The sequence below is a fragment of the Actinoplanes sp. NPDC026670 genome (assembly GCF_040638175.1).
Classification (GTDB): Bacteria; Actinomycetota; Actinomycetes; order Mycobacteriales; family Micromonosporaceae; genus Actinoplanes.
Genome location: NZ_JBEZXU010000028.1, coordinates 73,732 through 94,822 on the forward strand (window position 1 = coordinate 73,732; position 21,091 = coordinate 94,822).

At 71.1% G+C, this 21,091-nt stretch carries 13 protein-coding genes; 3 read left to right on the plus strand and 10 right to left on the minus strand.

All coding sequences use genetic code 11. The features are described from left to right. Positions 1-28: 28 nt before the first annotated feature. From AB0E94_RS26395 to AB0E94_RS26420, 6 genes are read right to left on the minus strand one after another with little or no spacing between them, the layout of a single operon-like run. Complete coding sequence (locus AB0E94_RS26395) at positions 29-919, minus strand: LLM class flavin-dependent oxidoreductase (RefSeq protein WP_360330834.1); 891 nt, start codon at positions 917-919, stop codon at positions 29-31. After that, entirely contained in the window at positions 916-2,334 is a 1,419-nt protein-coding gene (locus AB0E94_RS26400; RefSeq protein WP_360330837.1) for an FAD-binding oxidoreductase, read from the minus strand. Before AB0E94_RS26400 ends, AB0E94_RS26395 begins: the two co-directional genes overlap by 4 nt. Beyond that, a complete protein-coding gene (locus AB0E94_RS26405; protein ID WP_360330840.1) occupies positions 2,294-4,609 on the minus strand; it encodes an amino acid adenylation domain-containing protein in 2,316 nt (771 codons plus the stop codon). The genes AB0E94_RS26400 and AB0E94_RS26405 overlap by 41 nt, the downstream gene beginning before the upstream one ends. Further along, positions 4,606-5,529 (minus strand): hypothetical protein, encoded by a 924-nt coding sequence (locus tag AB0E94_RS26410; protein WP_360330842.1) that lies wholly within the window; start codon positions 5,527-5,529, stop codon positions 4,606-4,608. Before AB0E94_RS26410 ends, AB0E94_RS26405 begins: the two co-directional genes overlap by 4 nt. Positions 5,530-5,563: 34 nt before the next feature. Then, positions 5,564-5,845 carry a hypothetical protein gene (locus tag AB0E94_RS26415; RefSeq protein ID WP_360330845.1) on the minus strand — a complete coding sequence of 94 codons (282 nt, stop codon included), beginning with the start codon at positions 5,843-5,845 and terminating at the stop codon, positions 5,564-5,566. After that, on the minus strand, positions 5,845-6,762 hold the full coding sequence (locus tag AB0E94_RS26420; protein WP_360330848.1) for a chlorinating enzyme: 918 nt from the start codon (positions 6,760-6,762) through the stop codon (positions 5,845-5,847). The genes AB0E94_RS26415 and AB0E94_RS26420 overlap by 1 nt, the downstream gene beginning before the upstream one ends. Before the next feature lie 116 nt (positions 6,763-6,878). On the opposite strand from AB0E94_RS26420, the gene AB0E94_RS26425 reads away from it, so the two are divergent. Both AB0E94_RS26425 and AB0E94_RS26430 read left to right on the plus strand, forming a co-directional pair. Then, entirely contained in the window at positions 6,879-8,216 is a 1,338-nt protein-coding gene (locus AB0E94_RS26425; protein WP_360330851.1) for an MFS transporter, read from the plus strand. Continuing rightward, positions 8,213-9,307 carry a crosslink repair DNA glycosylase YcaQ family protein gene (locus tag AB0E94_RS26430; RefSeq protein WP_360330854.1) on the plus strand — a complete coding sequence of 365 codons (1,095 nt, stop codon included), beginning with the start codon at positions 8,213-8,215 and terminating at the stop codon, positions 9,305-9,307. Before AB0E94_RS26425 ends, AB0E94_RS26430 begins: the two co-directional genes overlap by 4 nt. 63 nt (positions 9,308-9,370) lie before the next feature. On the opposite strand, the gene AB0E94_RS26435 is transcribed toward AB0E94_RS26430, so the two are convergent. Then, positions 9,371-10,516, minus strand: a complete 1,146-nt coding sequence (locus AB0E94_RS26435; RefSeq protein WP_360330857.1) for an acyl-CoA dehydrogenase family protein — start codon at positions 10,514-10,516, stop codon at positions 9,371-9,373. Beyond that, a complete protein-coding gene (locus AB0E94_RS26440; RefSeq protein WP_360330860.1) occupies positions 10,513-14,460 on the minus strand; it encodes an amino acid adenylation domain-containing protein in 3,948 nt (1,315 codons plus the stop codon). The genes AB0E94_RS26435 and AB0E94_RS26440 overlap by 4 nt, the downstream gene beginning before the upstream one ends. A gap of 141 nt (positions 14,461-14,601) precedes the next feature. On the opposite strand from AB0E94_RS26440, the gene vioD reads away from it, so the two are divergent. Next, positions 14,602-15,714 (plus strand): capreomycidine synthase, encoded by a 1,113-nt coding sequence (vioD, locus tag AB0E94_RS26445; RefSeq protein ID WP_360330863.1) that lies wholly within the window; start codon positions 14,602-14,604, stop codon positions 15,712-15,714. Positions 15,715-15,765: 51 nt separating this feature from the next. Here vioD and AB0E94_RS26450 read toward each other — a convergent pair whose 3' ends face one another. Together AB0E94_RS26450 and AB0E94_RS26455 are read right to left on the minus strand one after the other, a co-directional pair. Further along, on the minus strand, positions 15,766-20,769 hold the full coding sequence (locus AB0E94_RS26450; protein WP_360330866.1) for an amino acid adenylation domain-containing protein: 5,004 nt from the start codon (positions 20,767-20,769) through the stop codon (positions 15,766-15,768). Next, positions 20,769-21,080: an acyl carrier protein gene (locus tag AB0E94_RS26455; protein WP_360330868.1), complete on the minus strand. Its 312-nt coding sequence runs from the start codon at positions 21,078-21,080 to the stop codon at positions 20,769-20,771. The genes AB0E94_RS26450 and AB0E94_RS26455 overlap by 1 nt, the downstream gene beginning before the upstream one ends. Positions 21,081-21,091: the final 11 nt, after the last annotated feature.

The following is a 21,091-nucleotide window of genomic DNA, read 5'->3' on the forward strand; positions in this document are numbered from 1 at the left end:
TCCTCGGCGAGCAGACGGGACAGCCGGATTATGCCAGGGCGGGCCGGGCCAGCTCCGACGCGATGTCGTCGAGGACCTCCTCGCGGCCCGGGAACGGCTCGTCCGGCCGGGGCCATTGCACGACGAGGTCGGTGATGCCCACCTCGGCGAAGCGTCCGGCGGCGTCGAAGAACGCGTCCTTGGAGTCGAGGACCCCGCTCACGGTCGGGCCGGCGACCAGCAGCCGGGACACGTCAGCCGGGTCCCGGCCGACCTCGGTGCACGCCTGCTCGAACAACTCCACCTGGTGACGCAGCACCGGCAGAGCCTGCTCGTAGGGTGCGGCCGCGAACCGGTTGGGTTCACCGGTGGTGACCCAGGAGGAGCCGTACCGGGCGGCGAGCCGCATGCCCCGCGGCCCGGACGCGGCGATGGCGAACGGGACACGCGGTTGCCGTCGGCACAGCGGGTGGGAGTGGACCTCGTCGGCCATGTAGTACTCGCCGTCGAACGAGGTGACCGGCTGGGTCAGCAGCTGGTCGGTGAGCTGGACGTATTCCTCGAACCGGGCGGTGCGTTCGCGGGTGGTCCACTGCCGGCGTCGGGTCATCTGCGAGTCGAAGCCGACGGCGCCGGCGCCGAGCCCGAGGATGAGCCGTCCGTCGGCGATGTCGTCGATGGCGGTGACGTCCTTGGCCAGATGCACCGGGTGCCGCAGGTTCGGGGAGGCGACCAGGACACCGATCTCGATCCGGTCGGTCTCCATCGCGGCGGCGGTCAGCGTCGGTACGGCGGTGAACCACTCCTTGGCGCGGAAGGCCCGCCAGTTCAGATGGTCGTAGGTCCAGGCGTGGTCGAAGCCCATCTGTTCGGCCCGGCGCCACTTGTGGCGGGCGGTCTGCCAGCGGTCCTCCGGGACGATCATGATGCCGAATCTCACGCGTCCTCCTTGCCGGCGTCGACGTCGAATCTACCGGGGTCGATGTTGAAGTTGTAGCGGAACAGGTTGCCCGGATCAACGCGCCGTTTCAGGGCCACCAGCCGCTGCCACCGATCCCCGTAGGCGGCCCGGATCCCGTCGGATCCCTCGTCGTTGAGGAAGTTCACGTACCGCCCGACCGCATGCGGGGCCATGGCGGTGCTGAAGTCGCGGACCCACGTCACGTGCCGTTCCCGGTCGTCGCCCTCGGGTTCCCAGGCGCCGAACATGTTGATGTTGTGTCCGGCGTGCCGCGAACCGAACGCGCTGCCACCCTCGGGAATCCGGCTGACGGCTCCACCGAGGTGGTAGATCGGCACGGCGGCCAGCGGCGAGGTGATGCGCGACGCGTGTTCGACGATGACGTCGATGACCGGGTCGATGAGGCTGCCGAAGTCCACCGACCGCCAGTAGTAGTGCTTTCCGGGCGGCGAGGTCTGGTCGACGGTCTGCTGGAACTCGACGTACGGCCGCCGGGCGACGGTGTCGAGCACGGGCCGGCCCAGGGAGCGCAGGCCTCGGACGTACGTCTCGCCGGCGTCGAGGTCGCCGGACCAGCACACGTTGATCGCCACCACCGGGGTCCCGTGCAGCTTCGCGGGGATGGCCGGGACCGCGGGGGCGAGCCGTAGGTTGAGGATCGTGCCGAGGTCCTCGGGGGCGTCGGCGATCAGCTCCCGGTACCGCCGCAGCACGGCGGGGGCGTCGGCCAGCGGATGAACGATCATTCCGGCCAGGACGGTCGGGCCGACCTCGTGCAGCCGCAGGCCGAACCGCACCACGGCCCCGAAGTTGCCGCCGCCACCGCGCAACCCCCACAGGAACTCGGGATCCGTTGTGGCGTCGACCGACACGATGCTGCCGTCCGCGGTCACCACGTCGGCCTCGACCAGGTTGTCCGCGGTGAGCCCGCACCGGCGCATCAGGTGCCCGATCCCGCCACCGAGGGTCAGCCCGCCGACGCCGGTCTCGCTGACGATCCCGCCGGTCACCGCGAGGCCGTGGGCCTGGGTGGCCGGGTCGACGTCCTGCCACAGGGCACCGCCCTGGACGTGCGCCAGGCGGCGCTGCGGATCCACCCGGACCGTGCGCATCCGGGACAGGTCGAGCACGATGCCGTCGTCGCAGAGTCCGTGCCCGGCCACGCTGTGCCCGCCGCCGCGTACCGCGATGGGCAATGCGCGTTCCGCGGCGAACGCGACCGCGGCCGCGACGTCGTCCGGGCCGGCGCACCGGGCGATCAGCGCGGGGTACCTGTCGATGTCGCCGTTCCACACCGTTCTGGCCTGGTCGTAGCCCGGGTCCGCCGAGGTGATCAGGTCACCGCGCAACGAGTCAGCCAGCTTGTCGGTACCGCTGATCGTCAAGTCGTTCAAAACCGGCCTCCGGTGCCGTCGTGGTCGGGTGGAGCGATGCCGCTACCTCGCGCAGCGTCGCGGTCAGGACCGTGGTCGGGTCGGGTACGGCGTGCAGGATCGCCCGGCACTCGTCGAGCAGCCGGAACACCAGCAACGAGTGTCCGCCGAGTTCGCCGAAGGTGTCCAGCACGCTGACCGGTGCCGTGTTCAGTAGCCGGCGGTAGATGTCGACCAGGGCTTGTTCGCTGGCGTCGGCGGCCGGCACGACCCGTCGTTCGCGTTCGGTCAGCTCCTGCCAGACAGCGATCAGCCGCCCCTGGTCGATCTTGCCGTTCACCGTCGCCGGAAGGCTCCCGACCGGGACCAGCCGTTCGGGACGCATGTGGGTGGGCAGCACCAGGGCCGCGTACTCGCTGATCGCCGCGAGGTCCATCTCGGAGGTGCGGGCAGCTCCGGCGGGCACGACGAAGGCGAGCAGATGAACGGGATCGCCGTGCACGACGACCGCGCAGTCACCGACCTCGGGATGGGCGGCGAACACCGCCTCGATCTCACCGGGTTCGATCCGCATCCCGCGGATCTTGACCTGCCGGTCGATCCGGCCGAGGTGTTCCAGAGCGCCGTCCGGACGGTACCGGCACAGGTCACCGGTGCGGTACATGCGTGATCCCGGCGGGCCGTACGGGTCGGCGACGAACCGCTCGGCGGTACGCGCCGGTGCCCGCCAATAGCCCTGGGCGAGCCCGACCTGACCGCTGATGTACGCCTCCCCGGGCGCGCCGATCGGCACGACCGTGAGGTTCGTGTCGAGCACGGTCACCCGGAAGTTGTCAGCGGGCCGGCCGACCGGCACGACCGGGCTGTCCGCGGCCCGCGCGACGGTGTTGTCGGTGACCGGGCCGGCCTCGGTGGGGCCGAAGGCGTTGATCAGGGTGCTCGACGGCAGCCGGGTGTAGAACGTCTCGCGGATTCGCGGGTTCATCGGTTCGCCACCGCACAGCATCCACCGCAGGGCGCCGGCGCGCTGCGGTGTCACCTCGTCGAGAAACGGGGTGAGCATGGTCGGAACGAGAAAGATCTGCGACGCGCCGTACGTCTCGGTCAGCCGGGCCAGGTGCCGGGGATCGCGTTCCGCGCCCGGCCGGCAGATCACCAGGCGGGCGCCCTGATAGAGCGGCCAGAAGATCTCCCAGATCGAGATGTCGAATCCCGGCGACGCCTTGAACAGCGCGGTGCAGTCCGCGTCGAACGGGTACTGGCCCTGCATCCAGGCGATGTTCGCCAGCGCGGAGGCGGTGGTGGTGGCGACGCCCTTGGGACGGCCGGTCGTCCCCGAGGTGTAGAGGATGTGGACGATCGCTTCCGGCCCGACCTCGACCACCAGGTTCGTTGCCGGGCACCCCGACCACGGCGGGTCGCCGGCGCCGACCTCGTGGACCTGCCAGGCGCCGTCCGCAACCCGGTCGCGGTAGGCGCGATCGGTCAGCACATGGCCCGGCGCCGCGTCGGTGAGCATCCACGCGACACGTTCGGCGGGCAGGTCGGCGTCGATCGGCACGTAGGTGGCGCCGGTCTTGGTGGCGGCGTACAGCGCGACGACCTGGTCGATGCCACGCTCCAGGCAGACGGCGACGCGGACACCCGGCGCGGCGCCGCGGTCACGGAGGTGGTGTGCCAGGCGGTTGGCGTGCTCGTTCAGTTGCCGGTAGGTGACCGCCGTGCCGTGCTCGTCGAGCAACGCCACCGCGTCCGGGCTGCGTTCCGCCTGCTGCTCGAACGGCTCCGCCAAAGTGCGATAAGGGCTCTTCGGCACCTGGTACGCGTTGAGACGCCGCAGGATCAGGTCGCGTTCGTCGTCGTCGACCAGGCTGTGGGCGAGCATCGGGGCGTCCGGGGCGGCGACCAGGCCGGCCAGCAACGCCGGGAACGCGTGCGCCCACGCCCGGGCCGTCGGGACGTCGGCTGCGTCAGTCGAGCTCTCGACGTACAGATACCGGTCGTCGCCGGAGACCCGGATCGTGACCGGCGGATCGCCGCCGGCACCCACGTCCGGGCCGGGCCGGTGCAGTGCCGTGCGGAAACTGTCGTGCAACGCGCCGTCGGCCGTCACGATCGTCTCGTGGCGGCCGTGCACCAGCCGGATCCTCACGTCAGTGCCCGGGCGTGGCAGCCGGGCGGCCAGCACCCCGGCGCCGATCGACAACGCGGTGAAGTCGTCGGCGCCGGCCGCCGTGGCAAGCGAACGCAGATCGCTGACCAGGCCGGGCGATAGCTGGCCGGTGGACCCGCTCATGCCGAGCCCTCGAGCAGGGAACAGGCGTGGAAGCCCTGGGCCGGTGCCTGGGCCAGGTAGGTCTGTCCGGCCACGATGCCGGTCTTCTGGTGGTAGTCGGCCAGATTGATCATCCAGTCGGTGTTGCCGCAGTGCCCGTAGGCGGCGAGCGTCTCGACATAGTGCACCCGATCCGGGGCGATGCCCGCGGCCGCGGAGTTGAACAGCATCAGCGGCTGGTACAGGTTGGCCGTGAACACCTTGGTGATCTGGTCCAGCCGCCGCCCGCTCGTCTCCAGGACAGCGGCCAGCGCCTTGTCGGCCACCTTCTTGCGGCTCAGGATCGAGTCGCGGCCACGCAGCCCGCCCTCGTCCACGTGGATCGACGACGCGACGAGCCGCACCAGCCCCGGTGTGCCCCGGGTCAGCAGGCAGCTCGCCGCGCCGTCACTGAACAGCGCGTAGTTGCGTACCCGATCACGGTCGTCCGGGGTGAAATCCAGGGCGACCACGAGCACGTTGCGGACCCGCGGATCGGTGAACAGCTGCCGGCCGTGCCGCAGCGCGGTCTGCGAACTGCAGCACCGCTGGAACGACAACAGGTGCGGTACGCACCCGGTCAGCCCGACCGCGTCGATGACCCGGATGGCGAAGTCGTGCGGCAGCCGGGCCAGAGTCGGATCGCTGGTGGCGAACACGATGTGGCTGACCTCGGCGGGCGACACCCCGGCGTCGGCCAGGGTGTGACGGACGGTGTCGGCGACGTACGGCAACGCCGGGCCCGGCATCCTCCGGTAGGTCTCACAGCCCATGGCCGCGAAGTCGGTGTTGGGTGACACCGACTGCCAGAGGGCGTCGAAGCCCGCGATGTCCGCCGGTTTGCACTCCTGCTCGCCTACGGCATACGCGAACGAGCCGATGCCGATGTCGTCCTGGTCCATTGCCATGGTCACCTTCGATCGTCCGGGACGGGTGTCACTGCGGCTGCGCGACCTTGCTCGCGTCGATCTCGCGGAGCACGGCGACGATGCCGTCGACATCGACCATCCGGGGCACCCACTCCGGGCGCAGGGCGACCGAGCCGTCGGTGTGGTCCTTGAGGTAGTTCAACATCACCACGATCATGTTGAGCGAGGTGATCCCCAGTTCGTCACGGGTCCGCGCCGTGAGCACCTGCTCGGTGGTGACCCCCTTGGCGACCGGCTGGGTCGCGAGGAACGCGGCGAGTTTGAGCCGGTAGTCGTCGTCGGCGCCCATCAGGACTCGACCTTGGGGAACGGGAAGCCGTTGAGGTTGTTCTGGTGGATCCGGTTGTGACCCCACCGGTCCTCACCGGAGACCAGCACACTGCCGTGGTAGTCGAGGCTGATCGCGTCACCGAACCCGCTGAGGCTGTCGATGTGCTCATAGACCTTGACCGAGGGGGAGACATAGCGGGTGGCCAGCCCGAGACGCTTGGTGTCGCTGACGTTGGGCAGCGACCCGTGGATGCACTTGGCCAGGAAGATGACGAACTGGCCCGGCTTCATCGGCATGTTGACGATGGTGCCGGCGTCCGGATCCCAGTCCTGGTCGAGCTTGAGCTCCGAGTAGTCGTAGCCGAAGAAGTCGTGGTTCTTGCTCTCCACGTTGCGCGACATCGGCTTGGTCTCGTCGTAATACCACTTCTTGTGGCTGCCCGGGATGAAACGCAGGCAGCCGTGCTCCTCGTCGGCCTCGGAGAAGGCCGTCCACACAGTCAGCTCCTGCGTGGCGGCGGTGCTCTCCTCGGTGTACCGCAGCGACGGATAGGCGACCGTCTCGGACTCGAAGACGGTGAACGCCTCCACCTGGTGCCAGCCGGTACCCGACTCACCCGGCTGCTTCTCGAAGATGTTGGTCTTCCAGCAGATGATGTCGTCGCCCATCAGACTGCGCAGCTTGTGCACGACAGTCGGATGCGCGATGTGCTCCGACAGCGTGTTGCAGTCCAGATGGCGGTCGTAGTTGATGATGTTGGAGTCATGCGGCTTGTTCGCCGACGTCACCATCTCGATCATGGCCTGTCCCCAGAGGACCGGAGCCTGCTCCTCGGGGTAGAGGTCAAACGGTCCGATGAACCCGTTCTCCTGGAAGGACTTCACCTGCTCGGCGGTCAGCCCCTTGGTCTCGGTGCCGGTCACGCTCTCAGTCACCTTGACTACCTCTCTCCGAAGTCGGTTTGAGCCCAACGTAGGCGGCACCGATCGGGGCGTCTTGTCACCGGAACCAGGGTCCGCCGATGCGCCACCGCCGGTGGCAGGCTCCGGGCATGCCTAGGTTCATCGTGTTCTCGGTCGGATTGCTGACCTCCGTGCTCGGGTCGGCGTTCACCGGCCTGGCGATGGGTGTCTGGGTGTTCCAGCACACCGGATCGGCCACGCAGTACAGCATCACGCTCCTCGTCAGCCTGTTGCCCGGCGTGATCTTCGGGCCACTCGCCGGCGCCCTCGTGGACCGCTGGAACAGACGGGTCCTGCTGATCGTCAGTGAGGCGGTGTCGGCCGTACCGGTTCTCGTGCTGGCCCTGCTCTACTCCGCCGGCGACCTGCAACCGTGGCACATCTTCGTCTTCGTGGGCATCCAATCGGTGATCCGCGCGATCCAGCTGCCCGCGATGAGCGCCAGCATCGTCCTGCTCGCACCACCGGAACAGGTCGCACGAGCCAACGGCGTGGTAATGCTCGCGCAGGCGCTCGGCAACACCGTCGGGTTCGCCGCCGGCGGCGTGCTCTACCTGCTCATCGACCTCAACGGCGTGTTGCTCGTCGACTTCGCGACGTTCGTGTTCAACATGGCGATCCTCGCGATCATCCGGATCCCGCAGCCGCCGCGCAGCGACGCCGGCCAGACCGGGTCCGGCGGGCTGATCGACGAGATCCGGGCCGGCTGGCGCATCGTGGCCACCCGCCGCACCCTGGTCACCATCCTGCTGTTCAGCGCGGCACTCAACGTCAGCCTCGGGTACGCCGACGCGATGCTCACCCCGCTGGTGCTCTCCTTCGCCTCCGCAGCCGCACTGGGCATCGTGATCGCCTGCATGGGGGTGGGCGCGATCGCCGGCAGCCTGGCGCTGGCGACCTGGGGCGGTCCCCGCCGGCGGGTCATCGGACTGGCCGGCTTCGCGATCCCCCTCGGATTGTTCCTGTGCCTCGGCGCGCTGCGGCCGAGCATCCCGCTGATCGTGGTGGCCGCTCTGGGCTTCACGTTCTGCTTCACCATCGTCGACGGCACCAGCCGCAACATCCTGCAGGTCGAAGTCGAGCCGGACGTCCAGGGCCGGGTCTTCGCCACCTACAACATGGTCGGCGGCGCCGTGCTCGCCTCGTCGTACCTGCTGGCCGGCCCGGTCGCCGACCGGCTCTTCGAACCGCTGCTGCTGGCCGACGGCGCGCTCGCCGGGTCCGTCGGAGCGGTCATCGGGGTCGGCCCGGGGCGGGGAATGGCCCTGCTGATGCTGCTGATCGGGGTGGTCATGCTGATCACCGCGGTGGTGGCGTCCCAGCAGGACAGTCTGCGCCGGCTCCCCGACCGCCCGGTCCGAAAGACGGCCGAACCCGTGTCCGAGAGCGAGCCCGCGACGGCTCCGAGCAATAGGGTCGTGTCATGACCGTTCACGAACTGTCCCGCGCCGACGCGCGGAGGATCGCGGTGCGTGCTCAACTCCTCGACCGGCGGCAGCCGACCGATCTTCTCGATGTGGTCCGCCAGCTGACCCTGCTGCAGCTCGACCCCACCGCGGCCGTGGCACCCAGCGCCGACCTGGTGGTGTGGAGCCGGCTGGGCGACGCGTACGCCCCGGCCCAGCTCGACGCCGCCCTGCGCGACCGCACGCTGGTCGAGTTGCGGGCGATGGTGCGGCCCGCGGAGGACATGTGCCTGTACCGCGCGGACATGGCGGAACGGTCCGGGCGCGGGGAGAACAGCCCCTGGCGGGAAGCCCGGTGGCAGTGGGTCACCGCCAACGACTCCTTCCGGCGTGACATCCTCGCCCGGCTCGACGAGTCGGGGCCGCTGCTGTCCCGAGATCTGCCCGACACCGCCGTACAACCGTGGGGTTCCTCCGGGTGGACCAACAACCGCAACGTGTCGCAGATGCTGGAGTTCCTCGTTCAGCTCGGTGAGGTCGCCGTCGCCGGCCGGCAGGGCCGGCAGCGGCTGTGGGACCTGGCACGGCGGGTGTACCGCGACGACCCGGTGGTGCCGGCCGAGAAGGCACGGCGAATCCAGGACGAGCGGCGACTGACATCGCTGGGCATCGCGCGGGCTCGCGGGCAGGAATGCGCGGTCGAGCCGTGGGATGTGGGGGAGGCGGGCGAGCCGGCCGTCGTGGAGGGCACCCGCGGTCAGTGGCGGGTCGATCCGGCCGCGCTGGGTCAGCCGTTCACCGGCCGGGCGGCGCTGTTGTCGCCGTTCGACCGGCTGGTGCACGACCGCAAGCGGATGGTCGAGATCTTCGAATACGAGTACCAGCTGGAGATCTACAAGCCGGCCGAGCGTCGTCGCTGGGGCTACTACGCGCTGCCCATCCTCTACGGTGACCGGCTGGTCGGCAAACTGGACGCGACCGCCGACCGCAAGGCAGGGGTGTTCACGGTGTCCGCGATCCACCGGGACGTGGAGTTCACCAAGGCGATGACCACCGCGGTGAACGAGGAGATCGAGAACCTGAGCCGCTGGCTCGGCCTGAAACCCGGCTGAGGCAGCCACTAATGATCAGCGCCCCAGCGGGTTTCCGCTGGGGCGCTTCTCAATGGTCGTCTCTCAATGGTCGTCGCCGAACGCGAGCAGCTCCGCGTTGACGGCGCCCAGCCGGTCGTTGGAGATCATCAGCCGGGCGGAGTAGAGGTCACGCAGATGCCGGCTGACCGAGAACGGCCCCACCTCGGAATATCCGGCCATCCCACACACCTCGAGCGCCATCTGAGCCGCCTGGACGGTGTCCAGCGACGCACGCACCTTCAACGCGTTCGCCCGCAGACCCAGCCCGGGCCCGCGCGGATCCCGGGCGTAGTCGGTCGCGAACATCCTGATCGCGTCCCACGTCGTCCGGGTGAGGGTGTGCATCCAGGCCAGCCGCGGGTCGGCAGCGGCGGTGCTGCGGCGCAGCTTCGCCGCAGTCAGGCCGATCGCCCGGCGCAGCGCGTCCTCGGCGATCCCCACCCACACCGCCGACCACAGCACGTGCGAGAGCGGCACCATCCGGTACGTCGCGATCTCGCTGAACGGCTGGTCCAGGACCTGCCACGGCGCAACGGTCGCCGCGAACGCCTGCGATGCACTGCAGGTGCCACGCATGCCCAGGCTGTCCCAGACCCCGGTCTGGCGCAGCGTCGTCTGGTGCGCCTCGGCCAGCACGAGCACCTGGTCGCCGGCCGGCGCCTCAGGCCCGCGCCGGGCGGTCACCAGAAACGCGTCGGCGGCCTCCGCGTAGGAGATGGTGGGCGCCTTCTTCACGATCTCGACACCGCCCGGCACCTGCCGCACCGCGGCCTTGCTGCTGCGCACGTCGCCGCCGACGCCCACCTCGGACGTGACGGAGGCGATCAGCAGCTGCTCCCGCGCCGCCCGCCGCAGATAACCGGCCACCCGCGGCTCCAGCCGTGCGCTGTCCTCCAAGCAGCCGAGCTGGATCTGGTGCATCGCCCAGATCATCGCGGTCGAGCCGCACAGCCCGCCCAGCGCCCGGCCGACCTCGGCCAGACCCACCGCGTCGAACCCGTGACCGCCGAACGGCACCGGGATCGCCAGCGACATCAGCCCCGCCTCCCGGAGAGCGGCGATGCTCGCGGCCGGGAACACCGCGGCCCGGTCGGTGTGCGCGGCTTCCTGGGTGATCACGGCCCGCGCCCCGGCCACGGCCGTGAGGGCGTCCGCCAGACCCAGCCGGCCGGCGACCGTACCCGTCACCGCCTAGCCTCCGAGGCGAGGGCGCTCTCCAGGATCTTGGCGACCATCTCGGGCTGCTGCTGGTGGAAGTAGTGCCCGCCGCCCGGCACCGTGGTCAGCTCCACGTCGCTGCTGAACCGCTCCCACATGCGCCATCGCTGGTCGTAGCGGGGGGTGAGCGGATCCTCGGTGCCGGCGATGAAGATGATCGGCGCGGCCAGCGGCGGCGTGTCCGCCTTGCGGGTCCAATGCGCCGAGAAATAGCTGCTGGCCTGGGCGACGTCGTGGCGGAAGGCGCGCATCACGAACGCCAGCACCTCGTCGTCGACGACACCCTCGAACCCGCCGATCGAACGCAGGTAGCGCATTTCGGCGACGTCGTTGCCCGGGCGGTCGTTGCCGGTGAGCCCGACCGTGTTCGCGGTGACCTTCAGCAGACCCCGGCCGACCATCGCGGTGAGGGTCCGCTGCACGACCCGGCCGACCGGACCCGGATCGAAGAACGGGAACGACCCGCCGAGCAGCAACCGGTCGACCGGCCGGCCCGCCGCCTCCAGCCGGCGAACCACCTCGACGGCCAGCGCGACGCCGGCACAGTGCCCGTACACCGAGGTCGGCCCGGAGGTGGTGCGCAGGACGGCCTCGACGGTCTCCTGGGCCACCTCCTGCAGCGGACGCAGCTGCGGGTCGCCGCCGATGTCGTGCCCGGGCAGCGTCACCGCGTGCAGCGCCACCTCCGCGGGCAGGACCTGCGCGAGCGGCCGGTAGCTGATCGCGCTGCCACCGCCGAACGGGACACAGACCAGCGTGTGCCGGGCCGGCCCCGGAGCGGTCAGGCGCAGCAGGATGCCGTCCGGTTCGTCCGCCGACCGCAGGGCCGCAGCCAGCGCCCGCGCGCTGGGATGGGCGACCAGCAGCCGGACTGTCGCCCCCTCGATGCGGCGGATCGCGCGGACCGCGTCGTAGGAGTTCCCGCCGAGGTCGAAGAAGTCGGCGTCGACGTCGACGTCGGTCATCTCGAGGATCTCGCGGTAGACGGCGAGCACCGCCTCCTCCCCGGCGGTGATCGGCGGGGACCCGGGCGGCGGCGTCTGGGCGGCGGGTCTGGCAACGCCGGCCGACGGGTCCGGCAGTGCGGCCCGGTCCAGTTTGCCGTTGTGGGTCAGCGGCATCGCGTCCAGCACGGTGAAGGTGGCCGGCAGCATGTAGCGGGGCAGTTCGGTCAGCAGGTACTCGCGCAGCGCCCGCTGCTCGGGCGCGACCTCGCCGGCCACCGTCAGATATGCGGCGAGCTGCTGGGAATCGTCGCGGCCACGGGCCACCACCACCGCCTCCCGGACACCCGGGTGACCGGCCAGCACCTGTTCGATCTCACCCAGTTCGATCCGGTATCCGCGTACCTTCACCTGATGGTCGAGACGGCCGAGGAACTCCAGGGAACCGTCGGGCAGCCGGCGCACCCCGTCACCGGTGCGATAGAGACGGCCGCCCGGCCCGGCGAGCGGATGGGCGACGAACGTCGCCGCGGTCAGCCCGGACCGGTGCAGATATCCTCGCGCCAGCTGCACACCGCCGAGATACAGCTCACCCGGTACGCCGGCCGGCACCTGCTGCAATCGCCGGTCCAGCACATACGCGGTGGTGTTCGCCACCGGGAACCCGATCGGCACCACCCCCGCCGGTCCGGGACGGCTGCAGTCCCACCAGGTCACGTCGATGGCCGCCTCGGTCGGGCCGTACAGGTTGTGCAGTCCCACGGCGGGCAGCAGATCCTGGAACCGCCGGGCCAGCGGATAGGGCAGCGCCTCGCCGCTGCAGATCACCCGGCGCAGCTGCGGCAGGTCGGCCGCGGTCGGCTCGTCGACGAACAGCTGCAGCATCGACGGCACGAAATGCGCGGTGGTGACCCGATGACGGGTGATGACGTCGGCCAGGTACTCGGCGTCCTGATGCCCGCCCGGCGCGGCCACCACCATCGTCGCGCCGGTGATCAGCGGCCAGAACAGCTCCCACACCGACACGTCGAAGCCGAACGGTGTCTTCTGCAGCACCCGGTCGTCGGCGGTGAGCTGGAACGTCTGCTGGGTCCACAACAGCCGGTTGACCACCGCCTGATGGGTGATGACGACACCCTTGGGCCGGCCGGTCGATCCCGAGGTGTAGATGACGTACGCCGCATCCGTGCCGCGCACCGCCGGCCGGACCCAGCCGTGCGGGGTGGCCGGGAACTCGCCGGGGGTCAGCACGGTCTGCGCGCCGGCGGCGCAGGCACGTCCGGCCGTGCCGTCGGTCGCGATGACCACGCGGGCACCGGCGTCGTCGATCATGAACGCCAGCCGGGCCGCAGGCAGGGACGGGTCGAGCGGCAGGTACGCCGCCCCGGCGAAGATCGCGCCGAGAATCCCGGTCACCATGTCCAGCGACCGCTCGGCACAGATCCCGACGACGTCACCCGCGGTGACCCCGAGCGCGCCGAGCGCGGCCGCGGCCTGCCGGGCCCGGTCCAGCAACTCCCCGTACCGGACGGGCTCGTCGGTCACGACGGCGACCGCATCCGGGGTCGCGGCCGCCTGCCGTTCGATCAGCTCGGGCAACGTCGCGCCCGCGTCCGGATAGTCGACGACCCGGCCCTGCTCGGCGCAGACCGCCGGCAGTGCCGCGGCGGCCCCGGCGATCCGGTCGTGGTCGGCGAGTCCGGCGAGCGCAGCCTGAAAGCAGCCGAGGATCTCGTCGGCCGCACCCGGGACGAACCGTTCGCGCAGGAAGTGGATCCGCAGGGCCAGATGCGGTTCCGGGGTGACGGTCAGCACCAGCGGGTTGCTCGTCTTCTCGATCGTGTCGACCGGGCGCACCGACAGCAGCCCGCCCAGACCGTCGCCGCTCACGTCCAGTGAGTAGTTGTCGAAGATGAACAGACTGTTGAACAGCGGCTGGGTGCCGGTCGCGCCGATCCACTGCTTGATCTGGGCGAGCGGGCTGTACTCGTAGCGGCGCACCGCGGTGTAGCCCGCCTGGATCTCGCGCAGCCACGGCCCGACGTCGCCGTCGTCGGGCACCGTCACCCGAACCGGCAGAGTGTTGGTGAGCAACCCCATCATCCGGTCGACGCGCGGTACCTCGGGCGGGCGACCCGCGCTGGTGACACCGAACATGACGTCGCTCGCACCGCTGTAGCGCTGCAGCACCAGCGCCCAGGCGGCGTGCAGCAGGGTGTTGAGGGTGACCTGATGCCTCGCGGCCTTGGCCCGCAGCCGGGACTCGACGTCGGCGGACAGCCGCACCGTCCGCTCGTCGAGGGTGCCCTCGGTGCCGTGGGGGTCCGGGGGCAGCAGCGGCGCCAGCGCGGCGGACCCGGCCCGGCCGGACAGACTACGGGTCCAGAAGTCCTTTGCCGCATCCAGATCCTGCCGTTGCAGCCAGGCGATGTAGTCACGGTACGGCGGCGCCGGTTCCGGAGGCGGGGTGCCGGCGGCGAGGTGCGCGTAGCGGCGCAGGACGTCGTTCAGGAAGATCGGCACCGACCAGCCGTCGAGCAGCAGCAGATGGTTGGTCCAGATCACACCGTGCCGGCGGTCGTCGAACTTGACCAGGTGCAACCGCTGCAGCGGGACGACCGCCGGGTCGAATCCGGTGGTCAGATCCTCGGCCCGCAGCTCGTCGAAACGCTGCTGCTGGTCGGCCTGACCGGACCAGTCGTGCCGGGTGATGTTCGACGGTACGTCGCGGTGCACCACCTGGACGGGTTTGTCGAGGTCCTCCCAGTGGAACGAGGTCCGCAGGATCGTGTGCGCGCGAGTGGTCTGCTCCCACGCCAGCAGCAGCGTGTCGACGTCCAATGGCCCGTCGACGTAGAAGCTGCGCTGATTGACGTAGATGTCGGCGTCGCCGGCGTACAGCGTGTGGAACAGGATGCCCTGTTGCAGCGGCGACAACTCGTAGATGTCCTCGATGTCCTGGGTGCTCATCCTGACTCCCTCGCCGCCGTCCACGAGGCGACGCTACGACGGGTCCGGTCACTGCGGATGAGCCGTGTTCACGTGACGTCGTGGCCATAGAGCCGTTCGGTAGCGTCGCCCGCAGGGATCACACGGGAAGGACGGTGCGCCATGGACATCGCTGTCGCACGGCTCGAAGCCTGGATGCGCAGCTACTACCACGAGGTAGACCACGACATCGGCAGCAGCGGCGTACGTGACCTGTCCATGACCGAACTGCTCGCCATCGGTGGCGCCGACCTGGCCGACCTGGGCAGCATGATCATCCGAGACAGTGAGAGCTACGGCGGCGGTGGCCTGCGCGCAGCCCTCGCCAACCGCTGGACCGGCGGGGACGTCGACCCGGTGATGGTCACGCACGGCTCCAGCGAGGCGATCTACCTGATGATGCACCTCGCCGTCGAACCCGGCGACGAGATCATCGTCGTCGACCCGGCCTACCAGCAGTTGCACGACATCGCCGGCTGGCGGGGCTGCCGGATCACCCGGTGGCCGCTGCGGGCGGGCGAAGGGTTCCGGCCCGACATCGCGCTGCTGCGGGAGCTGGCACGCAGCCGGCCGAAGATGATCGTGGTGAACTTCCCGCACAACCCGACCGGCGTCAGCGTCACCGCCGCCGAACAGGACGAGATCATCGCCATCGCCCGCGAGGCGGGTGCGTGGCTGGTGTGGGACAACGCGTTCGGTGAGATGACCTACACCGGTGCGCCGTTGCGGCTGCCGTACGACAGATATGACAAGACGATCTGCTTCGGCACCCTCTCCAAGAGTTACGGGCTCGCCGGGTTGCGGGTCGGCTGGTGCATCGCACCGCCCGACCTGCTGGCCCGGGCCGCGATCCTGCGCGACTACATCGCCCTTTACGTGTCGCCGGTGCTGGAGTTCTTCGCCGAACTGGCGGTGCGCCACGCCGACCAGATCGTCAAGTTGCAGCACGCGCACGCCTCGGCCAACCGCCGCCGGCTGCTGGAGTGGGCCGGCACCCTGCCGGACCTGGTCCGGGTGAACCCGCCGGACGGTGGTGTCTCGACGTTCGTGGAGTTCCTCGGCCGGCCCGACGTGACCGGGCTGTGCCACGAACTCGCCCAGCGCCACCGGGTGCTGCTGGTCCCCGGCTCCTGCTTCGGTGACGCCTTCGCGAGCTACGCGCGGCTGGGCTTCGGCGGGACGACCGAGGAACTGACCGCGGGACTGGCCGCGGTGGAGCAGCTGATCCGCCGGTGACCCGAACGAACCGCGCGCCCCGGACATCGCGGGGCGCGCGGTTCGTCTGTGTCACGCCAGTTCTGCCAGGTCGTGGTGGCCGGCGCCGGTCAGCGGGAACCGGGCGACCGGGACCACCCGGTCCGGCACCAGATACTCCGGCAGATTCTTGACCAGGTACTGGCGGATGCGCCCGAGGTCGAGGGCGGTGCCCGTCACGTACGCCACCGTGCCCTGCCCGTCCCGGACGGCGACCGCAGCGTCGGTGACGCCCGGCAGGTCCAGCAGGGCGGCGACCGTCTCGAGCGGGTCGTCGAGCGGCGCAGCGTACTCGAACTCGCCGTCGAACCGGCGCCGCACCGGCTCGCCGGTCGCCAGCGCACCCGTCTCACCCGGAGCCAGCAGCGGTGCGGGATCGCCGACGACACCGATCGGCACCCGCATCGGCGCGGTCCGTGCCGACCACGTCTCGGGGACGATGTGCACCCCGGCCGGCCCACTCGCGTTGCGGGAGTGGAACAGGGCGACCACGGTGGCCGCCGGGGCGAGCCGCCGGGCCAGCGCCACGTCATGGGCGAGCATGTCGCCGTGATGGTGGACGAAGACCTGCCGGACGGCCGGCGGGAACGGCCCGGCCGACGCCCGCAGCCGCGCCGGGGTCAGATGTACGGCGGCCGGCGCGATGCCGGCCGGCGCCAGGTCGAAGGCCCGCACCGGCCGGCCCGGATCGGCGGCCCCGGCACGCAGCACCGCCTGCACCTGACCGAGCAGCGCGCGCATCGTCGCCGCGTCGTACCGGCCGGCGTGATACGACAGGTCGAAGGTGAGCTCACCGTCGTCGTGCAGCACGTCGAGGCTGATGTCGACCTTCCCGGGCTGTGGCGGGTGCTCGGGGGTCCGCGCGGTGAGCCCGGGCAGCCGCCACAGCCGGTCGGCGGCCTCGATCATGTTGAGCATCACCTGGAACACCGGCGTGCGCGACGGGTCGCGGACCACCCCCAACTCGCGGACCAGCACGTGGAACGGGGTCTCGCCGTGGCCGACGTAGCTGTCCAGGGCGGCCCGGCGGACCCGGGTGAGCAACTCCGTCCACGGCGGGTCACCACCGGCGTCGATCCGGACCGGCACCGTGTTGACGAACAACCCGACCAGCGGTTCGGTGCCGGCCGCACCACTGCGGGTGTTCACCGGCACACCGATCACCAGGTCGTCCTGACCGGACCAGCGGTGCAGCACCACACTCCAGGCGGCCAGGACCGCCATGAACGCGGTGACGTCGTGCTCGCGGCACAGCCGCCGCAGCGCCGCCGCGTCGCCGGGCTGTGACGTGGCGCGGACCCGGCCGCCGGTACCGGCCGGTGCCGGCGACCGCCGCCGCGCCTGGGGCAGCAGCATCGCCTCCGGGGCGCCGGCGAGCCGGTCGCGCCACTGCTGGACCTGCCGGGCCAGCCGGTCGCCGGCGAGCGTGTCGCGTTGCCAGACGGCGTAGTCGCGGTACTGGACGGCCAGCGGCGGCAGGCCGGCGGCGTCCGGGTCGCCGCCGCACGCGTACAGGGCGGACAGTTCGCCCAGGATCAGAGCGACCGACCAGCCGTCCGAGACGATGTGGTGGATCGTCAAGGACAGCAGATGGCTGTCGTCGCCGGTGCGTACCAGCAGGCAGGCGAAGAGCGGGCCGGCCGCGAGGTCGAACGACACCCGCGCCTGGACATCGGCGAGCGCCTCGGCGTCGGCCGCACTGGCGGCCTCCAGGATCGGCAGCCGCCAGCCCGGATCGGGGTCGCCGACCTGCTGGGTGGGGCGACCGTCGACGACCGGGAAACGGGTTCGCAGGCTCTCGTGGCGGGCGACGATCGCCCCGATCGACAGTTGCAGGGCGGCCACGTCCAGCGGGCCGTCCAGCCACTGCCGGCCGTGGATGTTGTATGCGACGTTGCGGCCGCTGATGCTCTCCAGCCACATCCGTTCCTGGTCGAAGGAGAGCACCGGGGCAGCCCCGGCAGAACGCGGGGTGACCGCGGACGGCTGCTCCGGTGCCGGGTCACCCGGCGGCGGAAGGGCGGCGGCGAGGTCGGCCAGCCGGGAGTGCTCGAAGATCAGCCGGAGCGAGAGCCCACCGCCGGCCCGCTCCCGTAGCCGGCTGAGTACCTGACCGGCCAGCAGTGAGTCGCCGCCCAGGTCGAAGAAGTCGTCGTCGCGGCCCACCGCCTCGACGTCGAGGACGTCGCGCCAGACACCGGCGACCAGTTCCTCGTCCGGTCCCCGCAGGGTGCCGCCGCCGGTCGTGGCCGGTGCCTGGGGTACCGGCAGCGCCAGCCGGTCCACCTTGCCGTTCGGGGTTTGCGGCAGCGCGTCCAGCGCGATCAACAGGCTCGGCACCATCACCACCGGCAGAGTGTTGCGCAGGTGGGCGCGGACGTCGTCGAGATCCACGTCCGGTGGGGACAGGTAGCCGATCAACCGGTTGTCGTGCAGTGTGACCACCGCCTCCCGTACGCCCGGGTGGCGTTGCAGCGTGGTCTCGATCTCACCCAGTTCGATGCGCTGTCCGCGGATCTTGATCTGGAAGTCGCGCCGGCCCAGGTAGAGCAGGGCCCCGTCGGCCCGGAACCGGGCCAGGTCACCGGTGCGGTACATGCGCTCACCCGGCATCGACGTGAACGGGTCGGGCAGATACCGGGCGGCCGTCAGCGCACTGTTGCCGGCGTACCCGCGGCTGAGCCCGGCACCGGCCAGGTACAACTCGCCGACCGCGCCGGGCGGGACCGGCCGTAGCGCACGGTCCAGCACATATCCGCGCCCGCCGGGCAGCAGCCGGCCGATCGGTGGCGGCTGCTCCCGCGCCAGCAGCGTCGCCGACGTCGAGTAGGTGGTGTCCTCGGTCGGCCCGTACAGGTTGATCACTGATTCGATGGTCCCGATCGCATAGAGGTCGTCGACGATCGTGCCGGTGACCGCCTCACCACCGAGCCCGACCACCCGGACCGACGGCGGGATCGCCCGGGCCTCGGCCAGGGCCCGCACCGCGGTGGGCACGGCACTGAGAAACGTCACGGCGGGCTGCTCGGTGAGCAGGCTCAGCGCGTTGTCGACCACGACGACCGTGCCGCCCGCGCAGAGGGTCGCGAAGAACTCGAAGACCGACACGTCGAAACAGATCGACGTCGAGGCGAGCACCCGGGACAGCTCGTGGGCGGTGAACCGGCGCCGCGCCCACCGCGTCATCGCGGTGGCGTTGTGATGGGTCAGCAGTACGCCCTTGGGGCGCCCGGTCGACCCGGAGGTGTAGAGCACGTACGCCAGGCTGTCCGGGGTGTTGACCTCCGCAACCGGGTCGGCCGGCCAGACGTCCAGTGCGGCCGTCTCGTCTGCGGTGACGACGATGCCGGCGCCGCTGTCGTCCAGCATGTACGCCGTCCGGTCGGCCGGATACGCGGGATCCAGCGGCAGGTAGGCGGCGCCCACCTTGTGGATGCCGAGCATCGCGACCGCCAGGTCGACGGTACGGGCCAGCCGGATCCCGACGATCGATCCCGGCCCGGCACCCCGCCCCCGCAGCAGCCGCGCCAGCTGATTGGAGCGTTCGTCGAGGCGCCGGTACGTCAGTTCGCGCCACCGGTCGGCGACGGCGACCGCGTCCGGGTTCTCGGCCACCCGGGCGGCGAACAGCGCGGTCAGCGTCGTCGCGGGGCCGTCCAGCGCCGGGCCGTTGCCCCACTGCGCCAGCAGCGCCCGGTCCTCGTCGGCGAGCAGGTCGAGCTGGTCGACGGGCCGGTCCGGTTCGGCGAGCGCACGGGTCAGCAGCCGCACGAACTGGGCCGCCATCCGGGCCGCGGTCGCCGGCTCGTACCGCTGCGTGCTGTAGTCCCACACGCCCCGCAGGCTCCCGTGCTCACGCCACAGGTGCACCTCGACGGCGTGCCGCAGCCCCGGCCGGCTGATCGGGGCAGGCTCCAGGACGGCACCGGCCAGCGTCGCGCCGGCCCGCTCTCCGTGCAGCACGAAACCGGCCTGGATCAGGGTGGTGTCGAGCCGGCGTCCCGGCCCGAGCGCGGCCACCACGTCCTCGTGCGGCACCCCGCGGTGCGTGAAGGCCGCCAGGCAGGTGGCCCGGGCCCGGCCGACGAGATCACGGAACGTCGGCCGGCCGCTGAGGTCGGCGCGGATCGCGAGCATGTCGGCCAGCAACCCGACGAGACGGTGCTGACCGGGCCCGGACCGCCCCGCCTCGGGCACGCCGACCACGAAATCGGTCTGCCCGCTCTGCTCACCCAGCGACAACTGGTATGCGGCGAGCAACACCATGAACAGGGTGGCGCCCTCGTCCCGGCCCAGCCGCCCGGCGGCACCGACCACCTCGTCAGGCAGCGCGAACGGCACCGAACCGGCGGTGAAACTCAGCCGCGCCGGAAGCTGCCGGTCGGCGGGCAGGTCCAGTTCGGCGACCCCGGCCAGGTGCGCGCGCCAGAAGTCGAGCGCGGACGGGTCCGCCGGTGCCGGTACCGCATCCGGCATCGTGCCGGCCAGCTCACCCCGGTAGGCGGCGTCCATCTCGTCCAGGAGCACCTGCATGGAGATCCCGTCGCAGACCAGATGATGAGCGAGGAACAGCAGCAGCCGGCGGTCGTCGGCGAGCCGGTAGCCGTGCACCCGTACCAGCATGCCGTCGAGGTCGAACGGTTCGGCCGCGGCACGGTCGGCGTGCGCGCGGGCGGCGGCGTCGCGGTCGGCTTCCGGCAGGTGCCGCAGGTCCACCCAGACAGCCCGCAGCGGCGCGGGCGGCGCCGTCGTCCGGATCGGCACGTCGGCACCGGTGATCCGGGCCCGCAGCGCCGGATGCCGGGCCGCCAGCGTGCCGAGAGCGGTGTCGAAACGTGCCTCGTCCAGAGGCCCGGCGTGCCGGGCCGCGAAGGCGAGGTTGAACACCGCGGTGCCCGGCTGCAGCCGCTCGAACACCACCACCCCACGCTGGATGGTGGACAGCCCGGCCGGCTCGCCCGATTCGGGCGGTGCGGGCGGTTCGGTCGTGCCGGTACGCCAGCGGTGCACCAGCCGCTGCGCCAGGGCGCTGTCCATCAGTGGACCGCCGACCCGTCGGCGACCGACTTCAGCCGGGCCCGCACCTCGTCGGCGGTATGCCCGTCGGCCGCCCACCGGGCGAGCAGCATGTCGGCGGCGGCACCGGCGGTCGATGCACCGAGAATGGTCTCCAGCGGCACCGCAAGGCCCAGCGCGTCGGCGACCACCGAGGCGGTCTCGGCGGCGCCCAGCGAGTCCAGGCCGAGGTGCGGCAGGCTGGTGTCCGGCCGGCACTCGGTGTCGCCGACCGCGGCGACGATTGCGCAGATGACATCGGTCAGCTCAGCACTGACGCTCTGGTCCACCATGGGCAGCAACA

Excerpts from the sequence above, each read along its gene's own strand:
- AB0E94_RS26410 (WP_360330842.1), bottom strand. The coding sequence starts at position 5,529 with ATGGACCAGGACGACATCGGCATCGGCTCGTTCGCGTATGCCGTAGGC.
- AB0E94_RS26430 (WP_360330854.1), top strand. The coding sequence starts at position 8,213 with ATGACCGTTCACGAACTGTCCCGCGCCGACGCGCGGAGGATCGCGGTG.
- AB0E94_RS26405 (WP_360330840.1), bottom strand. The coding sequence starts at position 4,609 with ATGAGCGGGTCCACCGGCCAGCTATCGCCCGGCCTGGTCAGCGATCTG.
- AB0E94_RS26415 (WP_360330845.1), bottom strand. The coding sequence starts at position 5,845 with ATGGGCGCCGACGACGACTACCGGCTCAAACTCGCCGCGTTCCTCGCG.
- vioD (WP_360330863.1), top strand. The coding sequence starts at position 14,602 with ATGGACATCGCTGTCGCACGGCTCGAAGCCTGGATGCGCAGCTACTAC.
- AB0E94_RS26455 (WP_360330868.1), bottom strand. The coding sequence starts at position 21,080 with ATGGTGGACCAGAGCGTCAGTGCTGAGCTGACCGATGTCATCTGCGCA.
- AB0E94_RS26440 (WP_360330860.1), bottom strand. The coding sequence starts at position 14,460 with ATGAGCACCCAGGACATCGAGGACATCTACGAGTTGTCGCCGCTGCAA.
- AB0E94_RS26450 (WP_360330866.1), bottom strand. The coding sequence starts at position 20,769 with ATGGACAGCGCCCTGGCGCAGCGGCTGGTGCACCGCTGGCGTACCGGC.
- AB0E94_RS26425 (WP_360330851.1), top strand. The coding sequence starts at position 6,879 with ATGCCTAGGTTCATCGTGTTCTCGGTCGGATTGCTGACCTCCGTGCTC.